The organism is Mesorhizobium sp. M7A.F.Ca.US.007.01.2.1 (assembly GCF_003998165.1).
Taxonomy (GTDB): Bacteria; Pseudomonadota; Alphaproteobacteria; order Rhizobiales; family Rhizobiaceae; genus Mesorhizobium; species Mesorhizobium ciceri.
Genome location: NZ_RZQP01000132.1, coordinates 1 through 17,316 on the forward strand (window position 1 = coordinate 1; position 17,316 = coordinate 17,316).

Sequence of the window (17,316 nt, forward strand, 5' to 3'; positions counted from 1 at the left end):
CCGCCGACGACACCACCACGCTGGCGGCCGCCTTCCTGATCGGCGTCTGTGCGATGTGGATTTCGGACGTGCTGTTCGAGTTTGTGGTGCGGAGATTCAAGCCGGGGGTGGAGGAGTAGCTGTTGGCACCGCGTCGTCTGTTGGCTGCTGCCTGACGGAATTACCGAGACAGGTGGACCTGGCGCGGCGTGGCTCTCATTTCCAGGACCGACCGCTGCCCGCTTCGGCTCACGCCGGGGCGGGCTTTTTTGCATTTCCGATCGGCCATTGCTGAGCGGCATTCGAGTTGACCGGTCTCGTCGTCGTCCGTTGTGATAAGCAAGTTAATCATGTCGGTTATGCATAATGATTATTGTTAATTTTTGATTGAAGCACCGAAACTAGATAAAGACTTGAGCGGATGAATTGTTCATATATTGTTAAGCAAGAGGTAGACCACAGAAGACGGAAGCCATCTCCATCATCAAACGGGAGTAGCTTTCATGAACAAGTTCACTGTTATTTTCGCCGCTGTTGCAGTTGCATCGTCCGTTGGAGCCGCCGAGGCAGGTTGTGGGTGCGGAGGTTCGGGCGGCTGAGGAGGCAATTCGAGCAGCCTGATCAATGTTTCGCCGTCCATCGACCTTGGCAAGATCACCGCGCTGAACGACGTGCTCAGCGGCAACAACATCCTGAGCGGCAATGTCGTCTCAGGCATTCTGAACGGCAACAAGACCGGCATCGTCGGTGGCGTTCTGAGCGGGCTCGGCGTGAACCTGCTGGGCGGCAACAGCTACAGGCTGGGCAAGCGCCACTAGGCCGGCGCTGCATTTCAACTGTCGAAGGCAACCCAAAATAGCCCGTTCCGGTGCGCCGGGCGGGCTATTTCGCGTGTCGGGCCGATCAAGCGAGGATGTTGACCGCGCGTGCCGCGACCAGCGCGATGGTCAGCAGCGAGATCATGGCCTCGGCCATCATCAGCAGCTTGGCGCGCTGGGAAAGGGGCAAGGTATCGGTGGGCGAAAACGCTGTCGCATTGGTGAAGGCGAGGAAGAAATAATCGACGAAACCGGGCAGCCAATCTCGGAGGTCACGGTCGTTCAACGTCATCTGCGCGAACAGGAAATCGGCCTGCGCAAGCTTGACGAGGCCGCAGGTCGGCGGGCCGCCGCGGTCGGTGCTCCAGAACCACAAGGCAAAGACGATGACGTTGGTGACCCAGATGTTGAGTGCGTCGATCAGCAGCGTCGTGCCGCTGTTGCCGGCATGGCCCTCCAGCAAGGCACGCACCAGCAGGACCAGCGAACCGCAGTTCATGATGCTGATGATGGCGGTCATGGTCAGGGCTGTTCTGCGGATCATGACCCGAAACTGGCCGATCGCATGCCACTCGTGGTCCTCGACCGCCTTGCGGGTGGCGGCCTGTGTCCAGGCGGTGGCCACCGACAAGGGCAGCAGCAGAGCGGCCTCCAGCGCGGGCGCTAGCCAGCGCGGTCCGAATGAGAGATTGTTGATGACCAGAAGCTGCAGGCAGATGATGACGAGAACGGCCGCACGGGCCATCCAGAAATCGAGCGCACGGTAGTGGATGATGGCATGGTGGTGGCGCATTTATCAAATCCTGGATGCTTTTTGGGGGACGGGAACCGGTCAGGCGTAGGCGACGCCTGCCGCGATCACGCCCGATGCGCCGTGCCCGGCATGTTCAGGGCGCTCCGGGACGGCGTGTTCCATTGTTGTCCTGCTGGCATGTGATGATGAGAGAGGCGGCATGGTGGCGCGAAACTCTGCCTCAATCTTGGTTTTGCCATGGTCACCCAAGTTTACATTTTCGTAAGCTTCGAGTTCTGGGCTGTTCCAAAAACCGTCCGGTGTGATTTATCCACCGCATGACGCGAATCGACGAACCCATGAACGGTTGGCTGCCGGTCGGCAGTTCTGTTCCAGGCGACTGGCGGCAGTCGTCGATCTGGCAGGGGCTGACGCGCTATCCAGAAGCCGGCCTGGCGCTTTTATGCCTGACACAGATCCTGTGCTGGACCGTGGCGCCCGCGCTTGTCGACGTGTCACCGCCCAACGATGTCGTCGAAGGCTTCATGTGGGGCCGCGAATGGGTGCTGTTGACCTACAAGCATCCACAGCTTCCCGGCTGGCTGCTCGAGATCAGCCATCTTCTGACCGGATCGTTCCGCTGGCCGCAATATCTCGTGGCTCAGCTAACGATCTCGGCCACTTTCGTGCTAGTCTATCTGCTGGCCCGCGACATGCTCGGGCGAACCCGCGCGCTGGCCGCCGTGCTTCTGATGCCGTCGCTCTATTTCTTCGGCTGGCCGACCCCACAGTTCAATCATGACTACGCGCAGATGCCCTTCTGGGCCGCTATCTGCTGGCTGTTGTGGCGTGCGGGCCGTGGTGGTGGGCCGGGCTGGTGGCTGGCGCTCGGGCTGGTGTCGGGCGTCGGGCTCTATGCCAAGCTTTCCACCGGCCTATTATTGCTTTTCGGGGCGATCTGGCTGCTGTCGGACACACGCGCACGCAGTCGGCTCGCCACGCCCTGGCCATGGCTCGGGCTCGCGGTTTTCGGCGCTGTCGCCGCTCCACTGGCCGCCGAACTCTGCCGCGTCGATTTCCTGCCGCTGACCTATGCCGCCTGGCGCGATCAGTGGGTGGTGGCTCATCGCTCCCGCTTTTATTATATCGGCGTCCAGATGGCTGGGCTCTGCGGCTTTCTTCTGGTGCTGGCGATATCAGGGCTGCTGCGGCGCTCGCCCGCGCCGCAAAAGCCCGTCGGGCGCGGCACGCTGGTCTATCTCTTGTGGATGGGGGTTGGCCCGGCGATCCTCGTCATGGTGGCGTCCCTGTTCACCGGCGCCGGCGAGGCCTGGGGCGCGCCGATGTACAATCTTGCTGGCGTTGTGGCGCTCGCCTTGCTGGGCCATCGCCTCGGCGCCATCGAGATGCGAAAGCTGGCGATCTGCGCGCTCATCTCCATTGTCGGCATATCCGGTGCCTATGCGGGCATCCGCTGGACGAAATGCAATCTGCGTGGGCGCATGGACGCCGTCTGCTGGCCGGCGCAAAAGATCTCGGATGAGGCAGAGGCTGTCTGGCACGCTGCGACGCCCGATCGGCTCGACATCGTCGGCGGCCATGCCCTTATTGCGCCGCTGGCGGGCCTCAATGCCTATGACAAGCCGTCGATCTTCACCGAACTGAACATGCAGTACGCCCCCTGGATCACCAAGGAGCGGCTGCGCGAGCATGGCATATTGCTGGTCTGGCCCGGGCGCGATGTGCCATCTTATCTGCAGGCGTGGGTGGGCGACATCCCGATCAAAACCGTTCTTTTCGACTGGTCGCTCAAGGCGCCGCCGGTGGCGATCAGCTTCGCAGCCATTCCGCCTGGCGCGCGGCAGTTGCCGGGTGCTATCGACGGCCTCGCCCGACCGAGCAACTGAAGCAGATCCGCCGGTCCGCTGGACGAAGCAGGTGACAATGCCCATCTATGTCCAGACAAACTTGCCTTTGAGGAGACGTGATATGGCGACTTCGACCGAACGCGCAGTCCTTGCCGGTGGCTGCTTCTGGGGTATGCAGGATTTGATACGGCGCTATCCCGGCGTCATTTCCACCCGTGTTGGCTACAGCGGCGGCGACGTGCCCAACGCCACCTACCGCAACCACGGCAGCCATGCCGAAGCCATCGAGATCAATTTCGATCCGGCCATCATAAGCTATCGCACGCTGCTGGAACGCTTTTTCCAGATCCACGATCCGACGACCCGCAACCGCCAGGGCAACGATGTCGGGACGAGTTATCGCTCGGCGATCTATTACACCAGCGACGAACAGAAGCGCATCGCCGAGGACACGATCGCCGATGTCGATGCCTCGGGCCTGTGGCCGGGCAAGGTCGTCACCGAAGTCGCACCCGTTGGCCCCTTCTGGGAAGCCGAGCCCGAGCATCAGGACTATCTGGAGAAATACCCCAACGGATACACCTGCCACTTCGTCAGGCCGGGGTGGAAGCTGCCGGTTCGGGAAAAAGCGGTGCCGTAGATACACTGATACGACAGGATTTGAGAAGCCGCGGAGCGCTCGCTCCGCGGCTTCTTTTCATTGCAATTCCTACTTGCCGCAATGGTTGTCATTAACTGTCGGCGCGGTGGTGCCCGGCGACGTTCCACTGGCATCGGGCTGTGCGCCCTGCGGATGGGCAGGGCAATTTTCATCCGCGTTTGAATTCGTGGCGCCCGGTGCTACCGTCGTACTGTTGGTCGTGCCGGGGTCTACCGTGTTCGGCGAAGCCGGCGTATTTGGGTCGACGGTGACCGACTTGCCGCTGCCGCCGGATCCGTCGGTGCCGCTTGTGCCATTGCTCTGCGCCATGGCCGATGTCGCCAGGCCAATGGTGAGCGCCGAAGCTGCGAGGATTTTCATGAACATGGTTTGTCTCCATTGTCTGTGAACTCGTCGCGTAGCGACTGGTGGGACAACCTCGCGGCCTGGTGAAGGTTCCCGATAAATTCTCGCGCCGGCAGAGCCAACCGCTCCCGCCCTGGCGCAATGCTTTTGGCGCAGTGCGATAAAAAAAACGGCTTTTCCTTCAACTCGAATGATGCTTTAAGGCGCACATCCACAGGGGTGCTCCGTACGGTCGGGGCTGAGACGGGGGCGGCAAGCCCACAGACCCTAGAAGCTGATCTGGGTAATACCAGCGGAGCGAGGCGGGCGATGTTTTCAGGCGCACAGATTTCCCTATATCCCATGACCGACGATTTCGTCGGTGTCATCCTTGGCGCGCTCGGTGCGCTCGATCCCTGGCGCGACAAACTCAGGATCGAGACCGACGACATCTCGACCTTGCTGATCGGGCCGCCCGAAGTGCTGTTTCCTGCCATGCGCGACCTCTTCGTGGCGGCGGCACGCAGCGGCAAACATTGCGTGTTGTCGGCCACCATCTCGCGCGGCTGCCCTGGCGAGCCGGACGATCCGATCTGCCGCTCCGATGCGTTTGGCGGGCCCGTCGGTCCACTCGGCCCCCGCAAGGACGCGGCCATCGCGGCGGTGCGCAATGCTGCTGCCACCGGCCAGCCGGCGGCGGCGCAGTTCTCGCTCTATGTGATGGGCACAGACGACCACATGGACGAGATCTACGGCTGCATAGACTTTCTCAAGCAGTCCGGCGTCTATGAGCGCTCCAAACATTTCTGCACGAAACTGCGCGGTGATGCCGGTGCGATCTTTTCGGCGCTGGACGAGGCTTTCTGCCGTTTCGGACCAGGCGCTGGCCACGTAACCCTCGACGTCACGGTCTCGGCCAACAGCCCGTCGGCCGTCTGAAGCCGCGCCGCTCTCGCGGCCGTCAAAGGTTATCTCCCGTGGTCTCATCATCAGTCGCTTCGCGCCCGATCGCGAGCTTTCTCGTCAAGGCAATGCCGGCCATGATCTCGGCCGGTTTGCTCCTGCTGGCGTGGGAGCTTTATGCCACCTATTCCGGCATCAGGGCCACGATACTGCCGGCGCCGTCACGCGTCTTCGAGCAAGCGATGCTCAATCGCGAGGCGCTGGCCGACAATGCCGTTCCGACCATCCGTGCCACGCTTCTTGGCTTTGCCTGTTCGCTCAGCGCCGCCTTCGTGCTGTCGATGCTGGTCGACTTCTTCCAGCCGCTGCGGCGTGCGTTGTTTCCCGTCTTCATCGTCAGCCAGACCTTGCCGCTGGTGGCGGTCGCGCCGCTGGTGGTGCTGTGGTTCGGCTTCGGGCTGGCGCCCAAGATCATGCTGGTGGCGCTGGTCACCTTTTTTCCGATGCTGGTTGCATTGGTCGAAGGCTATGAGGCGACCGAGGCCGAGATCGGGCAAATGCTGCGCGCCATGGGGGCAGGGCGCTGGCGCATCTTCCTGCTGGCGCGGCTGCCTTCGGCGCTGCCTTACTTCTTTGCCGGGTTGAGGATCTCCATCACCTATGCGGTGGTCGGCGCCATCTTCGCTGAATATGCCGGTGCCGCGAAGGGTCTGGGCATCTACATGCTCAACGCCAAAAACAATTTCCGTCCTGATCTGGTTCTTGCCGCCGTCGGTGTCAGCGCGGCGCTGACCCTTGTCCTGTTCGGGTTGACCGTGTTGCTGCAGCGCCTTGCCATGCCCTGGGAGCGAGCCGACAGGGAAACTGCCGGGAAGGGGGCCTGGCGATGAGCCGGCTCGAACTGCGGCATGTGCACAAGGCGTTCGGTGGGCTCGACGTGCTGGCCGATATTTCGCTCAGCGTCGGCGCTGGTGAGTTCGTCTCGATCCTTGGACCCTCGGGTGCCGGCAAGTCGACGCTGTTCCAGCTTCTGACCGGCGCCGAGCATGGCGAGGGCGAGATGTTGTTCGACGGCGCGCGGCTCGACGACCACGGCAGGCACTTCGCCTTCATGCCGCAGCGCGACGCGCTGATGCCATGGCGGCGCATCCTCGACAACACGACGCTCGGGCTCGAAGTGCAAGGTATGAGGAGACAGGCGGCGCGGGCGCGCGTTGCGCCGTTGTTTGCCGAATTCGGGCTTGCCGGCTTCGAGCGGCATTTTCCCGCGCAGCTGTCCGGCGGCATGCGCCAGCGCGCGGCCTTGCTGCGCACCGTGGTGCAGGAGCGCGACATGCTCCTGCTCGACGAGCCGTTCGGCGCGCTCGATGCGCTGACCCGCACCGCCATGCAGCGCTGGCTCGAACAGATGTGGCGGCATCATCGCTGGACGGCGCTCTTGATCACCCATGACGTGCGCGAAGCCGTGTTCCTGTCCGACCGCATCTATGTGCTGTCGGCGCGCCCGGCCCGCATCGTGCGTGAAATCAGGGTGCCGTTGCCGCGCCCGCGCAGCCTTGGCGGCGATGCCGCGCGCCAGGCAAGCGCGCTCGAGGCCGAAATCCTCGACATCATCCTCAACCCCAATCCATCCAAAGGACACGATCATGACTGACTTGACGCGCCGGCAGGCCTTGTTGCTGACCCTTGCCACCGGCCTTCCCTTGATTGCCGGGACGGGTCGGGCTCGAGCACAATCGGCGGCACAAAAGGTCACCGTCGCCCTCGACTGGACGGTCAATACCAACCACATCGGACTGTTCGTCGCCCGCGACAAAGGGTTTTATCGCGAAGCCGGGCTCGAGGTCGACATCCTGCCCTACAGCGATACCGGTGCGGGCACGCTGGTCGCAAACCGCGTCGCCGATTTCGGCATCAACGGCACCATCAGCCTGTTCACCCAGAGAACCGCCGGGGCGGATCTGAAGGGCGTCTATGCGGTGGTGCAATCCGAAACAGGCCGCGTGGTCTTCAATGCGGCACGCAACGAGATCAAAAGCCCAAGAAGCCTCGACGGCTTGATCTATGGCGGCTTCGGCAGTGCCTGGGAAAACGCGCTGATATCGACCATCATTCGCCACGACGGCGGCAAGGGCAATTTCGAGACGGTGACGCTCGGCACCTCAGCCTATGAGGCGCTGGCCAATGGGTCGGTCGATTTCACGCTCGAAGTCTCGACCTGGGAGGGTGTCGAAGCCGAACTCAGGGGCGTCAAGCAGCGCAGCTTCGTCTATGCCGATTATGGCGTGCCTGATGAGCACACGACGCTGATCTCTTCGAGCGAAGCCTATCTCCAGGCCAATCCCAAGCCTGCGGCCGACTTCGTTCAGGCGACGCGACGCGGCTACCAGTTCGCTGTCGACCACCCCGACGATGCGGCAACCCTGCTGATCGCTGCAAACAAGGATGCCTTGACCAATCCGGCGCTGATCCACGCCTCGCTGAAGGCATTGATCGACGGCCATTATCTACGCAGCCAAAGCGGGGCCATCGGGACGATGGATCCGGCCAAGATGGAAGCGATTGGCGACTATCTCTTCGCCTCCGGCATTTTGCGCGATTCCGACGGCAAGCTGGTTGCTCGACGTCCGGATTTCGGGAGCTATTTCCGCAACGACTATCTGAGCTAGTCTGGCAAAACCAAATGACATGGGTCGCCAGTCTTTCTTGGCGACCGCGTGGAGCAGGTCGTCTGGAAGTGGCGCCCTGGCTCCCCGACAGCCAGTTTAATACCGATCTGATCTTGTTGATTAACTGCCCGGCAATGGTTGCGTGCAAAGGTCGCCCTGAGGGATCATTGGGGTGTCTGCATTGCTCATATCAAAAAGCGAGGCGCTTTCGCACGTCAGTGACGGCAGGATTCTGTCCGCAGCCCGAAAGCGTGAGATCCTGGTGGATTTGCGGGAAGGTTTCTTTCGGATCTGCGCGCTGGCCTTCGCGGGCATGTTCGTCTACCGCGGCGTGTATCACCTGATGCTCGACCCGACGCGCATCAATGTGGCGCTGGTGGCAATTTCCGAGATCCTGACCTTTACCTGGCTGCTTCTGTCGCGTCGGCCGAAGGTTCGCGACTGGAACCCGCTCACGGTGGTTGTCTCCGTGATCGCCAGCTTCGGTGTCGGTTTCATCGACCTGGAGCCGGGCGTGGCCATCATCCCGGTCCATGTTGCGGCGCCGCTGCAGGCCCTGGCGTTGGGGTTCGTAATCTGGGGAAAGATATCGCTGGGGCGTTCTTTCGCCATTCTGCCGGGCAATCGCGGCGTGATGACAGGCGGTGCCTACCGTCTGGTGCGGCATCCGATCTATGCCGGCTATCTTGCCGGCCATCTCTTGTTCCTGCTGTCGGCCTTTTCCTTCTACAATCTAGCCGTCTACGCGGTGATCACCTTCTTCCAGGTGCACCGCATCCTGCGTGAAGAGGCGCTGCTGGCCGTCACGCCGGAGTATCGGGACTATATGAAGCGCGTCCACTACAGGCTGTTCTACGGCGTCGTTTGACAGGCGCCCCGGCGCGCAGAATCGTTCGGTCTGCAACCACACTGGCAACGTTCGATCGTCAATAGACCTGCGCATTGTTTGTGCAAGCTAATATTGCGACTTTTACTGGCGTTTATTTCAGAAATTTTGAGATATATATACCACACTTCAATTTCAGTATTCTCTCTCTGTGAAGCTGAAACTCACTACCTCGCGTAATTGCTTCTGCAATCGGCTTCTCGCCATCTCCGGCCGATCGGAAAGCCCGCCACGCTGGTGGGCTTTCTGCGGTCCACAGGCGTGCCGGAATTAAATTCTGGTTGCCGTCACCAGGATGGCCGTTTCTGTTGCTGGCGTGACTTCTTCCGCGCGATGCCCGCCACAATCGCGGAACGGTAGGCCTTTGGAGCGCTCGTCTTTTGAACATCGCAGCTGCGAGGTTCAATCCTACGGCGCCGGCTCCTATGGCGGCGGCGGCCTTGGGCTCGTGCTGCTCATCGTCATCGTGCTTGTCGTACTCGGGTGCATCTAGCCGGGTTATCGCCAACTGATCGCAATCTCGTGAGCGCCCCAATGTCGGCGTGCACCGGATTGTGATGCAGGCAAGCCGGCTTGTGATCCTGCACTCTGCAAAACTTTCGTATGGTCATTGCGGTCCACACCCCCCCGTGGAAACAAGAGGAGAGGGTCCCACCCCTTGTCCTCCTCCAAGGCCCGCTCCGGTTCACCGTAGCGGGCTTTTGCTTGCTGGCGAGGCAAAACCGGCTCGCATCAAACCCTATGGGCGAGGCGTTCAGATGCTGGCGCCAGTCGACTACTCCATGTCAGGCACGTCACCGCTGACGAAGAGCGTGTTCGGCGGACCATATTCGCCCAGCGTCGGATCGGCCTCACGGCTCCAGGCGATGACGCCGGAATGCTTTGCCGTCAGAGCCCTGGCGGTGCGTATGGCGCGATCCTCGCTCTGCTGGTCGGCGGGTCCAAAGGCTGGGAACAACTCGCCATCCTCACCGCGATCGAACGCGACCACGACGATCAGCCTGGGATTTTTCTGGCCACTGGAATCGGACATCTTGCACCTTTGGCGCAGAACCTATCACATTGCTCGGGGTTGAAGGCCGCGAATCGATGAATGCCGACTTTGGGGAGTGGCATCGTGCAAGATCAGCGTTTCGATGAGCCGGTCAGGATTGCGCTCGGCCGATCGCGAAACTCGATCTTCAACGTGGAGCGGGTCGCTCAGGCTGCCGACATCCTGCTGAACCGCTGGCCGGTTGCGACCGGGCAAAAGCATATGGTTGCCCGCAAGGCCTGTCTGGCCGTGCTCGAGGGAAAGAAAGAAGTCTCGGCGGCAAGAGCGGCGTTCATCAACGCCGCTATCGAGGCGGACATCCTCGTCGAACCGCGTGAGGTGTCGATCCCGTAGCCTGTCCCTGGTGAAATTGAATCAGGATCTGGCTCCATCCCCTTGATGTATGCCCCTTTTTGGCGATCGCCGACCGGCTTTTCAGGGCTATTGACCTGCCTCTCGGCACGCCCTGCACGGTTATCCCGCACATTTCGCTGCCTGTTGGTCAGTCTTCGGCATCTGTTGACATAGCATCCGGGCCTCGGTATTGAACAGGATTATACAGGTTCATTGAACAGGTACCCTTATGAAGCGGCGCGCGGTTCAACTGTCTCCCGGCACGGGCAAGCCCGAGCAGATCGCCACCGTCCTCGAACATGAGATCCGTTCCGGCGTCCTCGGTTTCGGCGACCGCCTTCAAAGCGAGAACGAACTCGTCCAGCGCTTCTCCGTTAGCCGCAATACGGTCCGCAAAGGCCTCGAGGAACTGTCCAGCCGCGGGCTGATCACGACCAAGGTTGGTATCGGCTCGTTCGTCACCTTCGACGGCAAGCCGGTCGACGACTCGATCGGCTGGTCGCGCGCGCTGGCCGATGCCGGCGCCAATGCCGAGACGCGGACGCTGCGGCTGGAGGTCATCGAAGACCCCGATCTGGCTGCGCTGCTTGGCATCGAAAGCCCGTTCTTCATCGCCGTCGACCGGGTGCGCACCAACGCCAGCGACGGCCATGCGATCTCCATCGAGCGCAGCCGGTTGCCATTGTCCTCCGAGCTCGAGGACGTACCGTTGCGCGGATTGCGCGAGGGCTCGCTGCACCAGACGCTGCGCGTCGCCGGCCTCATTCCCGACCATGGCGAGGAATGGGTCGAGATCGAGATGCTCAATGCCGAGGATGCGGCCATCCTCGGCTGCCCGCAAGGCACGCCTTTCCTGCGTGGCCGCCGGCTGACGCGCGCCGCCGACGACCGGCCGATCGAGTACGTCACCAGCCTGCTCAATCCGGCGCATTTTGCGCTGCATATGAGGTTCTGAGCGATGTCGGATGCGACCAGCAAGGCTATTGACCGCGCCATGGGGGCGCTTGTCGGCGGAGCGCTGGGCGATGCGCTCGGCATGCCGACGCAGCTTTTGTCGCCGGTTCGCATTGCCGAACTCTACGGCCATGTTGAGGATTTCATCGAGCCTTTCCCGGATCATCCGGTGTCGAAGGGATTGGCCGCCGGCACCATCACCGACGATACCGAGCAGGCGTTGCTGCTCGGCCGCATCCTGGTCGAATCCGGCGACCGTTTCGACCACGCGCGCTGGGTCAATGCGCTGCTCGACTGGGAACGCGAGGTTAAGGCGCGTGGCAGCTATGACCTTTTGGGGCCATCGACCAAACGCGCCATCGACGCCATCAACAATGGTATGCCGGCTGAGGAAGCGGGGCGCAGCGGCGACACCAATGGTGCGGCGATGCGTATCGCGCCGGTCGGCATCATGATGCCGCTCGAACCGTTGGAAGGATTCGTCGGCAAGGTGGCTGAGACCTGCCGGGCCACGCACAACACCTCGATTGCCATCGCCTCCGCCGCTGCCGTTGCGGCAGCCGTCAGCCGCGGCGTCGCCGGCGGTGGCTGGCGCGACGCTTCCGCCAGCGCGGTCGCGGCGGCGAGGCGAGGGGCGACACTCGGACATTGGGTGACCGGCGGCGACATCGCCGCGCGCATCGTCTGGGCGCAAGACATCGTACACGGCAAGGCGATCAGGGATGCGATCCGGCTGATCACCGATCTGGTTGGCACCGGCGTCGCCAGCCAGGAATCCGTTCCGGCGGCCTTCGCCGTGCTGGAAGTCGCGCGTGGCGACCCATGGCAAGCAGCCGTCATCAGCGCCAATCTCGGCGGCGACACCGATACGATCGGCGCCATCGCTGCCGGCATGGCCGGCGCCTGCAGCGGTTTTTCCCGATTGCCGCAACAGCATATCGCCCGGCTTGTCGGCCTCGACATGTCGGAGGTTCGCGCGCTCGCCGCCGATCTCGTGGCAGCAAGGATGGCGAAAATCGGTTCCGGCAAGGACGCGGCGGAATGAGCGGCCGTCTCGTCCATGTCGGCAGTGCCGTGGTCGACTATGTCTACCGCATCGACGCCCTGCCGGCGCCCGGCATGGAAAAGACGGCATCGAGCTTTGCCCAGGTCGCCGGCGGTGGCTTCAACATGATGGTGGCGGCCAGCCGCACCGGCAGGCAGGTGGTGTTCGGCGGCCAACTCGGCAGCGGGCCCAATGGCGATTTCCTGCGCGCTGCTTTCATAGCCGAGGGTATCGAGACACTGACGCCGCCATCGCCCGTGATGGACAGCGGCAACTGCGTCGCCATGATCTCGAGCGACGCCGAACGCACCTTCGTGTCGTGGCCTGGTGCGGAGAGCGTTCTCAGCCTCGACATGATGGCGCCGGTCGCGGTGGCGCCGGGAGACTGGGTGTTCACCTCCGGCTACACGCTGAGCTACCCTAAGAGTCGCGATGCGCTCACTGATTGGATCGAGGCGCTGCCGGCAGGTATTCCCTTCGTCTTCGACCCGACGCCGGTCATCACGGACATTCCGCGTCCCATCCTGTCGCGGGTGCTTGCCCGCACCACATGGCTGAGCTGCAACACGACGGAAGCCGCCGAGATTGCCGGCCCAGGCGATGTCGAGGGCCTCGCGGTACGGCTGCTGGGCGACCACTGCCCGAAAGCAGCGGGCGTGGTCATCCGCTCCGGGGCAAAGGGTTGCCATATCAGGTTGGCCGACGGCACGGCGCAGACCGTTGCCGGCTTCAAGGTCACCGCCATCGACACCAATGGCGCTGGCGACACCCATATCGGTGCTTTCGTCAGCGCGCTGGCGCGCGGCATCCCGCCCTTCGAGGCAGCGCGCTATGCCAATGCGGCAGCGGCCATATCGGTCACCCGCCATGGCGGCTCGTCGGCGCCGACCGACCACCAAATCCAGACATTCCTGAGCCATGCCGCCGACCCGTCGGGAGCAGGCCGGACACAGAAGGCCAATGCATAACAGCTGGAAAGCCTGACAAGCCCGGGAACCGGGCAAACCCACAGAGAGGAACCAACCATGCGCATGCCCGACTTGACTGCTCTGCTGACGGCGACTGCCGTCTTTACCTCCGTACTCGCGTTCGCCGCCAAGGCTGACGAAGTGCATGTGCTCAACTGGAAGGGATACGGCGCCGACGAACCATGGGCGGTGGAGGCTTTCGAAAAAGCGACCGGCAACAAGGTCGTCAACGACTTCTTCAATTCCGAACAGGAAATGCTGACCAAGATCCGGACCAATCCCGGTCTCTACGACGTGGTCATGATCAATGCCGCCTTCAACGACCAGGCGATGGACGGCAAACTGATCCAGCCGATCGACGTCTCCAAATTGCCGAACTACGCCGACATCAGCAAGGACAAGGCGGGATCGCCGATGCTCGTCCATGACGGCAAGGTCTATGGCGTGCCGTGGGTGTGGGGCCTCACCGCGCTCGCCATCAACGACAAATCCTTCGACAAGCCGCCGACGAGCATCGCCGAGATGTGGGATGCCGCCCATAAGGGCCGCGTCGTCATTCGCGACGATGCCGTCGAAGCGGTGCAGTTTGGCGCCATCGCAACGGGCCAGAACATCAACGACATCAAGGATATGGATGCGGTCAAGGCGAAGCTCACCTCGCTGATGCCGCAGATCAAGACCTTCTGGAGTTCGGAGAACGACTGGAACCAGATGGTCGCCTCCAACCAGATCGATATCGGCACCTACTGGAGCGGCTCGGCCGATCGCGCCAAGACGCATTTCAAATTGCCGGTCTCTCTGGTCGTGCCGCAGGAGGGTGCCGTCGCCTGGCTCGACGCGTTTTCCATTCCGGTCGGCGCCAAGAACGTCGCCGGCGCCGAGGCTTTCATCAACTACATGATCGACCCGAAATTCTACGTCGAATGGGTCACCAAGGTCGGTGCTCCTGTCTCCGCCAACACCAGGGCGGTGGAAGCGCTGCCCGAGGATGCCTTCAACCGCAAGGTCATGGGCGACCCCGAGGTGGCCAAACGCATCCAGTTCCAGGCGCCGATCACCGATGCCCAGCGCGAAGCCTATCTGGCGCTGTGGCAGCAGTTGAAGGTCGACGTGAAATAGAGCCAACATCCCGGCCAGCCGGCGGTTCGCGCCGGCTGGCGTTTCAATCCTGGGGGAGGGTATCATGGCAGCTGCGACAGCGTCGCGAAGCGGGCTGAGATCGGCATTGCCGCTGCTGGCGCCAGCCTATCTCTGGCTGACGGTGGCGATCTTCCTGCCGCTCTCGGCCATGGTCTTTTTCTCGTTCATGACCGAGCTGCCGCTGTCGGGAAAGCCGTGGACATTCACCCTTGGCAACTATGCCACCTTCTTCTCACAAAGCCTCTATCTGACACTGCTGCTGGCCTCGCTGCGGCTTGGCCTCGAAGTGACGCTGTGGTGCGTCGTCATCGGCTATCCCGCCGCTTACGTGCTCGCCAAAGTGCTGAAGGGGCGCAGCCGCGAGGCGATCTTCCTGCTCGTCATCTTGCCGTTCTGGTCGAACGGGCTGGTGCGCATCTTTTCCTGGGCGATGGTTTTGCGCGAGGGCGGCATTCTGGACACCGCGCTCAACGCCGTGCTGCCGTTCAAGATCAATATCGACCTGATGTATTCCTATCCAGCCGTCATCATCGGACTGGTGCATTCCTACGTGCCTTACATGGTACTGACCTGCTATCTCACGCTGCAGGCGATCGATGACTCCCTGATTGAGGCCGGGCGTTCGCTTGGCGCTTCACGGCTACAGGTGCTGAAGCGGGTGATCATCCCGCTGTCGATGCCCGGATTGGTCGCGGGTGCGGCCCTGATCTTCGTCCCCGTCGTCGGCTCGTTCATGGAGCCGCGCATCCTCGGCGGTCGCACCGGCACCTTCTACGGCACGGTCATCGAGGACCAGTTCGTCGCCGTGTTCAACTGGCCGCTCGGTGCCGCGCTTTCCTTCATCCTGCTGGCCGTGGTGCTGGTCATCCTGGCGGTGGCGTCGCCGGTGCTGCGGAGGGCCGCGTGATGGCGACGACCCGCGTCCTCGAATGGCTTGGCCGCTTCTACATCGGCCTGCTGCTCGCCTTCCTCTATCTGCCGATCATCATCATGGCGCTGATGTCGTTCAACGTCTCGCCCTTCTACCAATTGCCGTTCGAATGGACGACCGAATGGTACGCTTCGCTGTGGCAGAACGACCAGCTGATCGCCGCCACCTGGAACAGCGTCGAGATCGCCGTCATCACCACCGTCATCTGTGTCGTGCTCGGCTCGGCGGCATCGCTGGCGCTCTATCGCTATGAGTTTCGCGGCAAGAAATTCCTGCAGGCGCTGTTGTTTCCGCCGATCGCCATTCCGTGGCTGATCACCGGCACGGCGATGCTGATCTTCTTTTTCGGCGTCGGCATCGGTCGCGGGCTGCATGCGATCCTGCTTGGCCATGTCGCACTGGCGCTGCCCTATGTCATCGTCGTCGTCTCGGCCCGGCTGCAGACCTTCGCGCCGGAGCTGGAAGAGGCGGCACGCTCGCTCGGCGCCAACCAGTGGCAGGTAACGAGGCGCGTCACGCTGCCTTGGATCATGCCAGGCGTCATTGCCGGAGGGCTGTTTGCGTTTGCAGTGTCGTTCGACCAGTTCGTGGTGTCCTATTTCCTGGCGACGCCTGGGCAGACGACGCTGCCGGTGGAAATCTACGCCGCGATCCGCAAAGGATTCACGCCCGAGATCAATGCGGTCTCGACGATCATCATTGTCGTGTCGATGGCGCTGATGCTGCTCACGGCGCGGTTCTTCAAATTCGGCGGAGAGAAATAATGGCCGGCGTGCAGGTATCTGATGTCTCGCGCAGTTTCGGCGCACACAAGGCGCTGGACAATGTCTCCATCGATTTCGCCGATGGCGGATTCTATGCGCTGCTGGGGCCGTCGGGCAGCGGCAAGACCACGCTGCTGCGCCAGATTGCCGGTTTCGATTTTCCCGATTCGGGCCGCATCACCATCGGCGGCGAGAGCGTCGAGCGGGTGCCGGTCGAAAAGCGGCGCATCGGCATGGTGTTCCAGAACTATGCGCTGTTTCCCAATATGAGCGTAGCCGACAATGTCGCCTTCGGCCTGTCGGTGCGCGGCGAGGCCAAGGCGGTGATTGCAACGGAGGTGCAGCGCGCGCTCGATCTGGTGCAGCTCGGCAAGCTTGGTGGCCGCCGGCCGCACCAACTCTCCGGCGGGCAGCGGCAGCGTGTGGCTCTCGCCCGCGCTATCGTCACCAAGCCGCGCGTGCTGCTGCTCGACGAGCCGCTCGGCGCGCTCGACAAGGCGCTGCGCGTCGATATGCAGATCGAGCTCAAGCGCATCCAGCGCGAGATCGGCATCACCACCATCTTCGTCACGCACGACCAGGAAGAAGCGCTGACGATGAGCGACCGCATCGGCATATTGCGCGACGGCAGGCTGGTGCAGGAGGGGCCGCCGGAGGAGATCTATGACAGGCCGAAGAGCGAGTTCGCCGCCACCTTCCTCGGCGACGCCAACATTTTTCGCGGCGACAGCACGGGCGATGGCATCAGGCTTGCGGACGGAACGGCGATTGCCGCTGGTGTGGGTGCCAAGCTTGCCGCCGGCGCCAGGGCGAGCTGCGCCGTGCGGCCCGAACGCATCCGCATCGCCAGGGATGCCGGAGCACCGGATGGCAACGCCAACATGCTCAAGGGACAGGTTTCCAAGCGCATCTTCGCCGGCAGCAACAGCACCTATTTCGTCGAGCGTGCTGGTCAGACGTTGAAAGTGATTGTGCAGAATACCGGCATGGAACGGCTGGCAGAAGGTCAGGATGTCGTGCTGCGCTGGTCGCCTGAAAGCACGGTGTTGATCGCGGCGAACTGATCCTCACCGGGTCTTGCCAGACCGTCCGCAATCAGGGACAGCATAGACGGGCACGACCCGGAGCATACCGATGACCCTGGAACTGACTGCACGCGACCGATCCATGCTCGACGGCGAGCATGGCCTGTCAGCGGCTGCTGCCATGAAAATCCTGGTCGCCTTTTCCAACGCGATCGGGGCGGGCAGCCTGCTCGACATTGCCGGCGCCCATATCGATGGCTG

General features: G+C 62.5%; 21 protein-coding genes and 1 riboswitch. Of the genes, 18 read left to right on the forward strand and 3 right to left on the reverse strand.

The annotated features are described in order from the left end of the window. The first annotated feature begins 650 nt into the window (after nt 1–650). A complete protein-coding gene (locus EN949_RS36610; protein ID WP_245459048.1) occupies nt 651–797 on the forward strand; it encodes a hypothetical protein in 147 nt (48 codons plus the stop codon). 85 nt (nt 798–882) lie between these two features. Here EN949_RS36610 and EN949_RS21910 read toward each other — a convergent pair whose 3' ends face one another. After that, a complete protein-coding gene (locus EN949_RS21910) occupies nt 883–1,590 on the reverse strand; it encodes a hypothetical protein (RefSeq protein WP_013530791.1) in 708 nt (235 codons plus the stop codon). A gap of 299 nt (nt 1,591–1,889) precedes the next feature. Here EN949_RS21910 and EN949_RS21915 point away from each other — a divergent pair, with 299 nt between their 5' ends. After that, nucleotides 1,890–3,437 (forward strand): glycosyltransferase family 39 protein, encoded by a 1,548-nt coding sequence (locus tag EN949_RS21915; RefSeq protein ID WP_063170277.1) that lies wholly within the window; start codon nt 1,890–1,892, stop codon nt 3,435–3,437. Between the two features lie 82 nt (nt 3,438–3,519). Continuing rightward, nucleotides 3,520–4,038 (forward strand): peptide-methionine (S)-S-oxide reductase MsrA, encoded by a 519-nt coding sequence (gene msrA, locus EN949_RS21920; RefSeq protein ID WP_013530793.1) that lies wholly within the window; start codon nt 3,520–3,522, stop codon nt 4,036–4,038. 69 nt (nt 4,039–4,107) lie between these two features. On the opposite strand, the gene EN949_RS21925 is transcribed toward msrA, so the two are convergent. Beyond that, nucleotides 4,108–4,425, reverse strand: a complete 318-nt coding sequence (locus tag EN949_RS21925) for a hypothetical protein (protein ID WP_013530794.1) — start codon at nt 4,423–4,425, stop codon at nt 4,108–4,110. A gap of 184 nt (nt 4,426–4,609) precedes the next feature. Continuing rightward, a riboswitch (TPP riboswitch) is annotated at nt 4,610–4,723 on the forward strand. On the opposite strand from EN949_RS21925, the gene EN949_RS21930 reads away from it, so the two are divergent. The 6 genes from EN949_RS21930 to EN949_RS21955 all read left to right on the forward strand — a co-directional run bounded on the left by EN949_RS21930 (nt 4,714) and on the right by EN949_RS21955 (nt 9,334). Then, nucleotides 4,714–5,322 (forward strand): YkoF family thiamine/hydroxymethylpyrimidine-binding protein, encoded by a 609-nt coding sequence (locus tag EN949_RS21930; protein ID WP_063170276.1) that lies wholly within the window; start codon nt 4,714–4,716, stop codon nt 5,320–5,322. It overlaps the preceding riboswitch by 10 nt. A gap of 92 nt (nt 5,323–5,414) precedes the next feature. Beyond that, the gene (locus tag EN949_RS21935; protein WP_244514357.1) at nt 5,415–6,176 is read left to right on the forward strand and encodes an ABC transporter permease; all 762 of its coding nucleotides are present in this window, start codon (nt 5,415–5,417) and stop codon (nt 6,174–6,176) included. Beyond that, nucleotides 6,173–6,940 (forward strand): ABC transporter ATP-binding protein, encoded by a 768-nt coding sequence (locus EN949_RS21940; protein WP_063168554.1) that lies wholly within the window; start codon nt 6,173–6,175, stop codon nt 6,938–6,940. Before EN949_RS21935 ends, EN949_RS21940 begins: the two co-directional genes overlap by 4 nt. Continuing rightward, nucleotides 6,933–7,955, forward strand: coding sequence for an ABC transporter substrate-binding protein (locus tag EN949_RS21945; RefSeq protein WP_063168553.1), 1,023 nt, complete (start codon nt 6,933–6,935; stop codon nt 7,953–7,955). Before EN949_RS21940 ends, EN949_RS21945 begins: the two co-directional genes overlap by 8 nt. Before the next feature lie 262 nt (nt 7,956–8,217). Next, nucleotides 8,218–8,823 (forward strand): isoprenylcysteine carboxylmethyltransferase family protein, encoded by a 606-nt coding sequence (locus EN949_RS21950; RefSeq protein ID WP_245459051.1) that lies wholly within the window; start codon nt 8,218–8,220, stop codon nt 8,821–8,823. A gap of 313 nt (nt 8,824–9,136) precedes the next feature. Further along, complete coding sequence (locus EN949_RS21955) at nt 9,137–9,334, forward strand: DUF3309 family protein (protein WP_082826496.1); 198 nt, start codon at nt 9,137–9,139, stop codon at nt 9,332–9,334. Nucleotides 9,335–9,616: 282 nt separating this feature from the next. On the opposite strand, the gene EN949_RS21960 is transcribed toward EN949_RS21955, so the two are convergent. Beyond that, nucleotides 9,617–9,874, reverse strand: a complete 258-nt coding sequence (locus EN949_RS21960) for a hypothetical protein (protein ID WP_013530800.1) — start codon at nt 9,872–9,874, stop codon at nt 9,617–9,619. Nucleotides 9,875–9,958: 84 nt separating this feature from the next. On the opposite strand from EN949_RS21960, the gene EN949_RS21965 reads away from it, so the two are divergent. From EN949_RS21965 to EN949_RS22005, 9 genes are all read left to right on the forward strand, one after another. Next, entirely contained in the window at nt 9,959–10,228 is a 270-nt protein-coding gene (locus tag EN949_RS21965) for a DUF982 domain-containing protein (RefSeq protein WP_013530801.1), read from the forward strand. Nucleotides 10,229–10,457: 229 nt separating this feature from the next. Beyond that, nucleotides 10,458–11,183 carry a GntR family transcriptional regulator gene (locus EN949_RS21970; protein WP_013530802.1) on the forward strand — a complete coding sequence of 242 codons (726 nt, stop codon included), beginning with the start codon at nt 10,458–10,460 and terminating at the stop codon, nt 11,181–11,183. 3 nt (nt 11,184–11,186) lie between these two features. Further along, nucleotides 11,187–12,227, forward strand: a complete 1,041-nt coding sequence (locus EN949_RS21975) for an ADP-ribosylglycohydrolase family protein (protein ID WP_063168552.1) — start codon at nt 11,187–11,189, stop codon at nt 12,225–12,227. Next, nucleotides 12,224–13,195: a PfkB family carbohydrate kinase gene (locus EN949_RS21980; protein WP_127366984.1), complete on the forward strand. Its 972-nt coding sequence runs from the start codon at nt 12,224–12,226 to the stop codon at nt 13,193–13,195. Before EN949_RS21975 ends, EN949_RS21980 begins: the two co-directional genes overlap by 4 nt. Before the next feature lie 57 nt (nt 13,196–13,252). Further along, complete coding sequence (locus EN949_RS21985; RefSeq protein ID WP_127366983.1) at nt 13,253–14,314, forward strand: ABC transporter substrate-binding protein; 1,062 nt, start codon at nt 13,253–13,255, stop codon at nt 14,312–14,314. Nucleotides 14,315–14,378: 64 nt separating this feature from the next. Continuing rightward, the gene (locus tag EN949_RS21990; protein ID WP_013530806.1) at nt 14,379–15,242 is read left to right on the forward strand and encodes an ABC transporter permease; all 864 of its coding nucleotides are present in this window, start codon (nt 14,379–14,381) and stop codon (nt 15,240–15,242) included. After that, nucleotides 15,242–16,030, forward strand: coding sequence for an ABC transporter permease (locus EN949_RS21995; protein ID WP_013530807.1), 789 nt, complete (start codon nt 15,242–15,244; stop codon nt 16,028–16,030). Before EN949_RS21990 ends, EN949_RS21995 begins: the two co-directional genes overlap by 1 nt. Next, complete coding sequence (locus EN949_RS22000; protein ID WP_127366982.1) at nt 16,030–17,094, forward strand: ABC transporter ATP-binding protein; 1,065 nt, start codon at nt 16,030–16,032, stop codon at nt 17,092–17,094. Before EN949_RS21995 ends, EN949_RS22000 begins: the two co-directional genes overlap by 1 nt. A 70-nt stretch (nt 17,095–17,164) precedes the next feature. Further along, nucleotides 17,165–17,316: aconitase X (locus EN949_RS22005; RefSeq protein ID WP_127371774.1), on the forward strand; the 152-nt coding region annotated here is incomplete at its 3' end.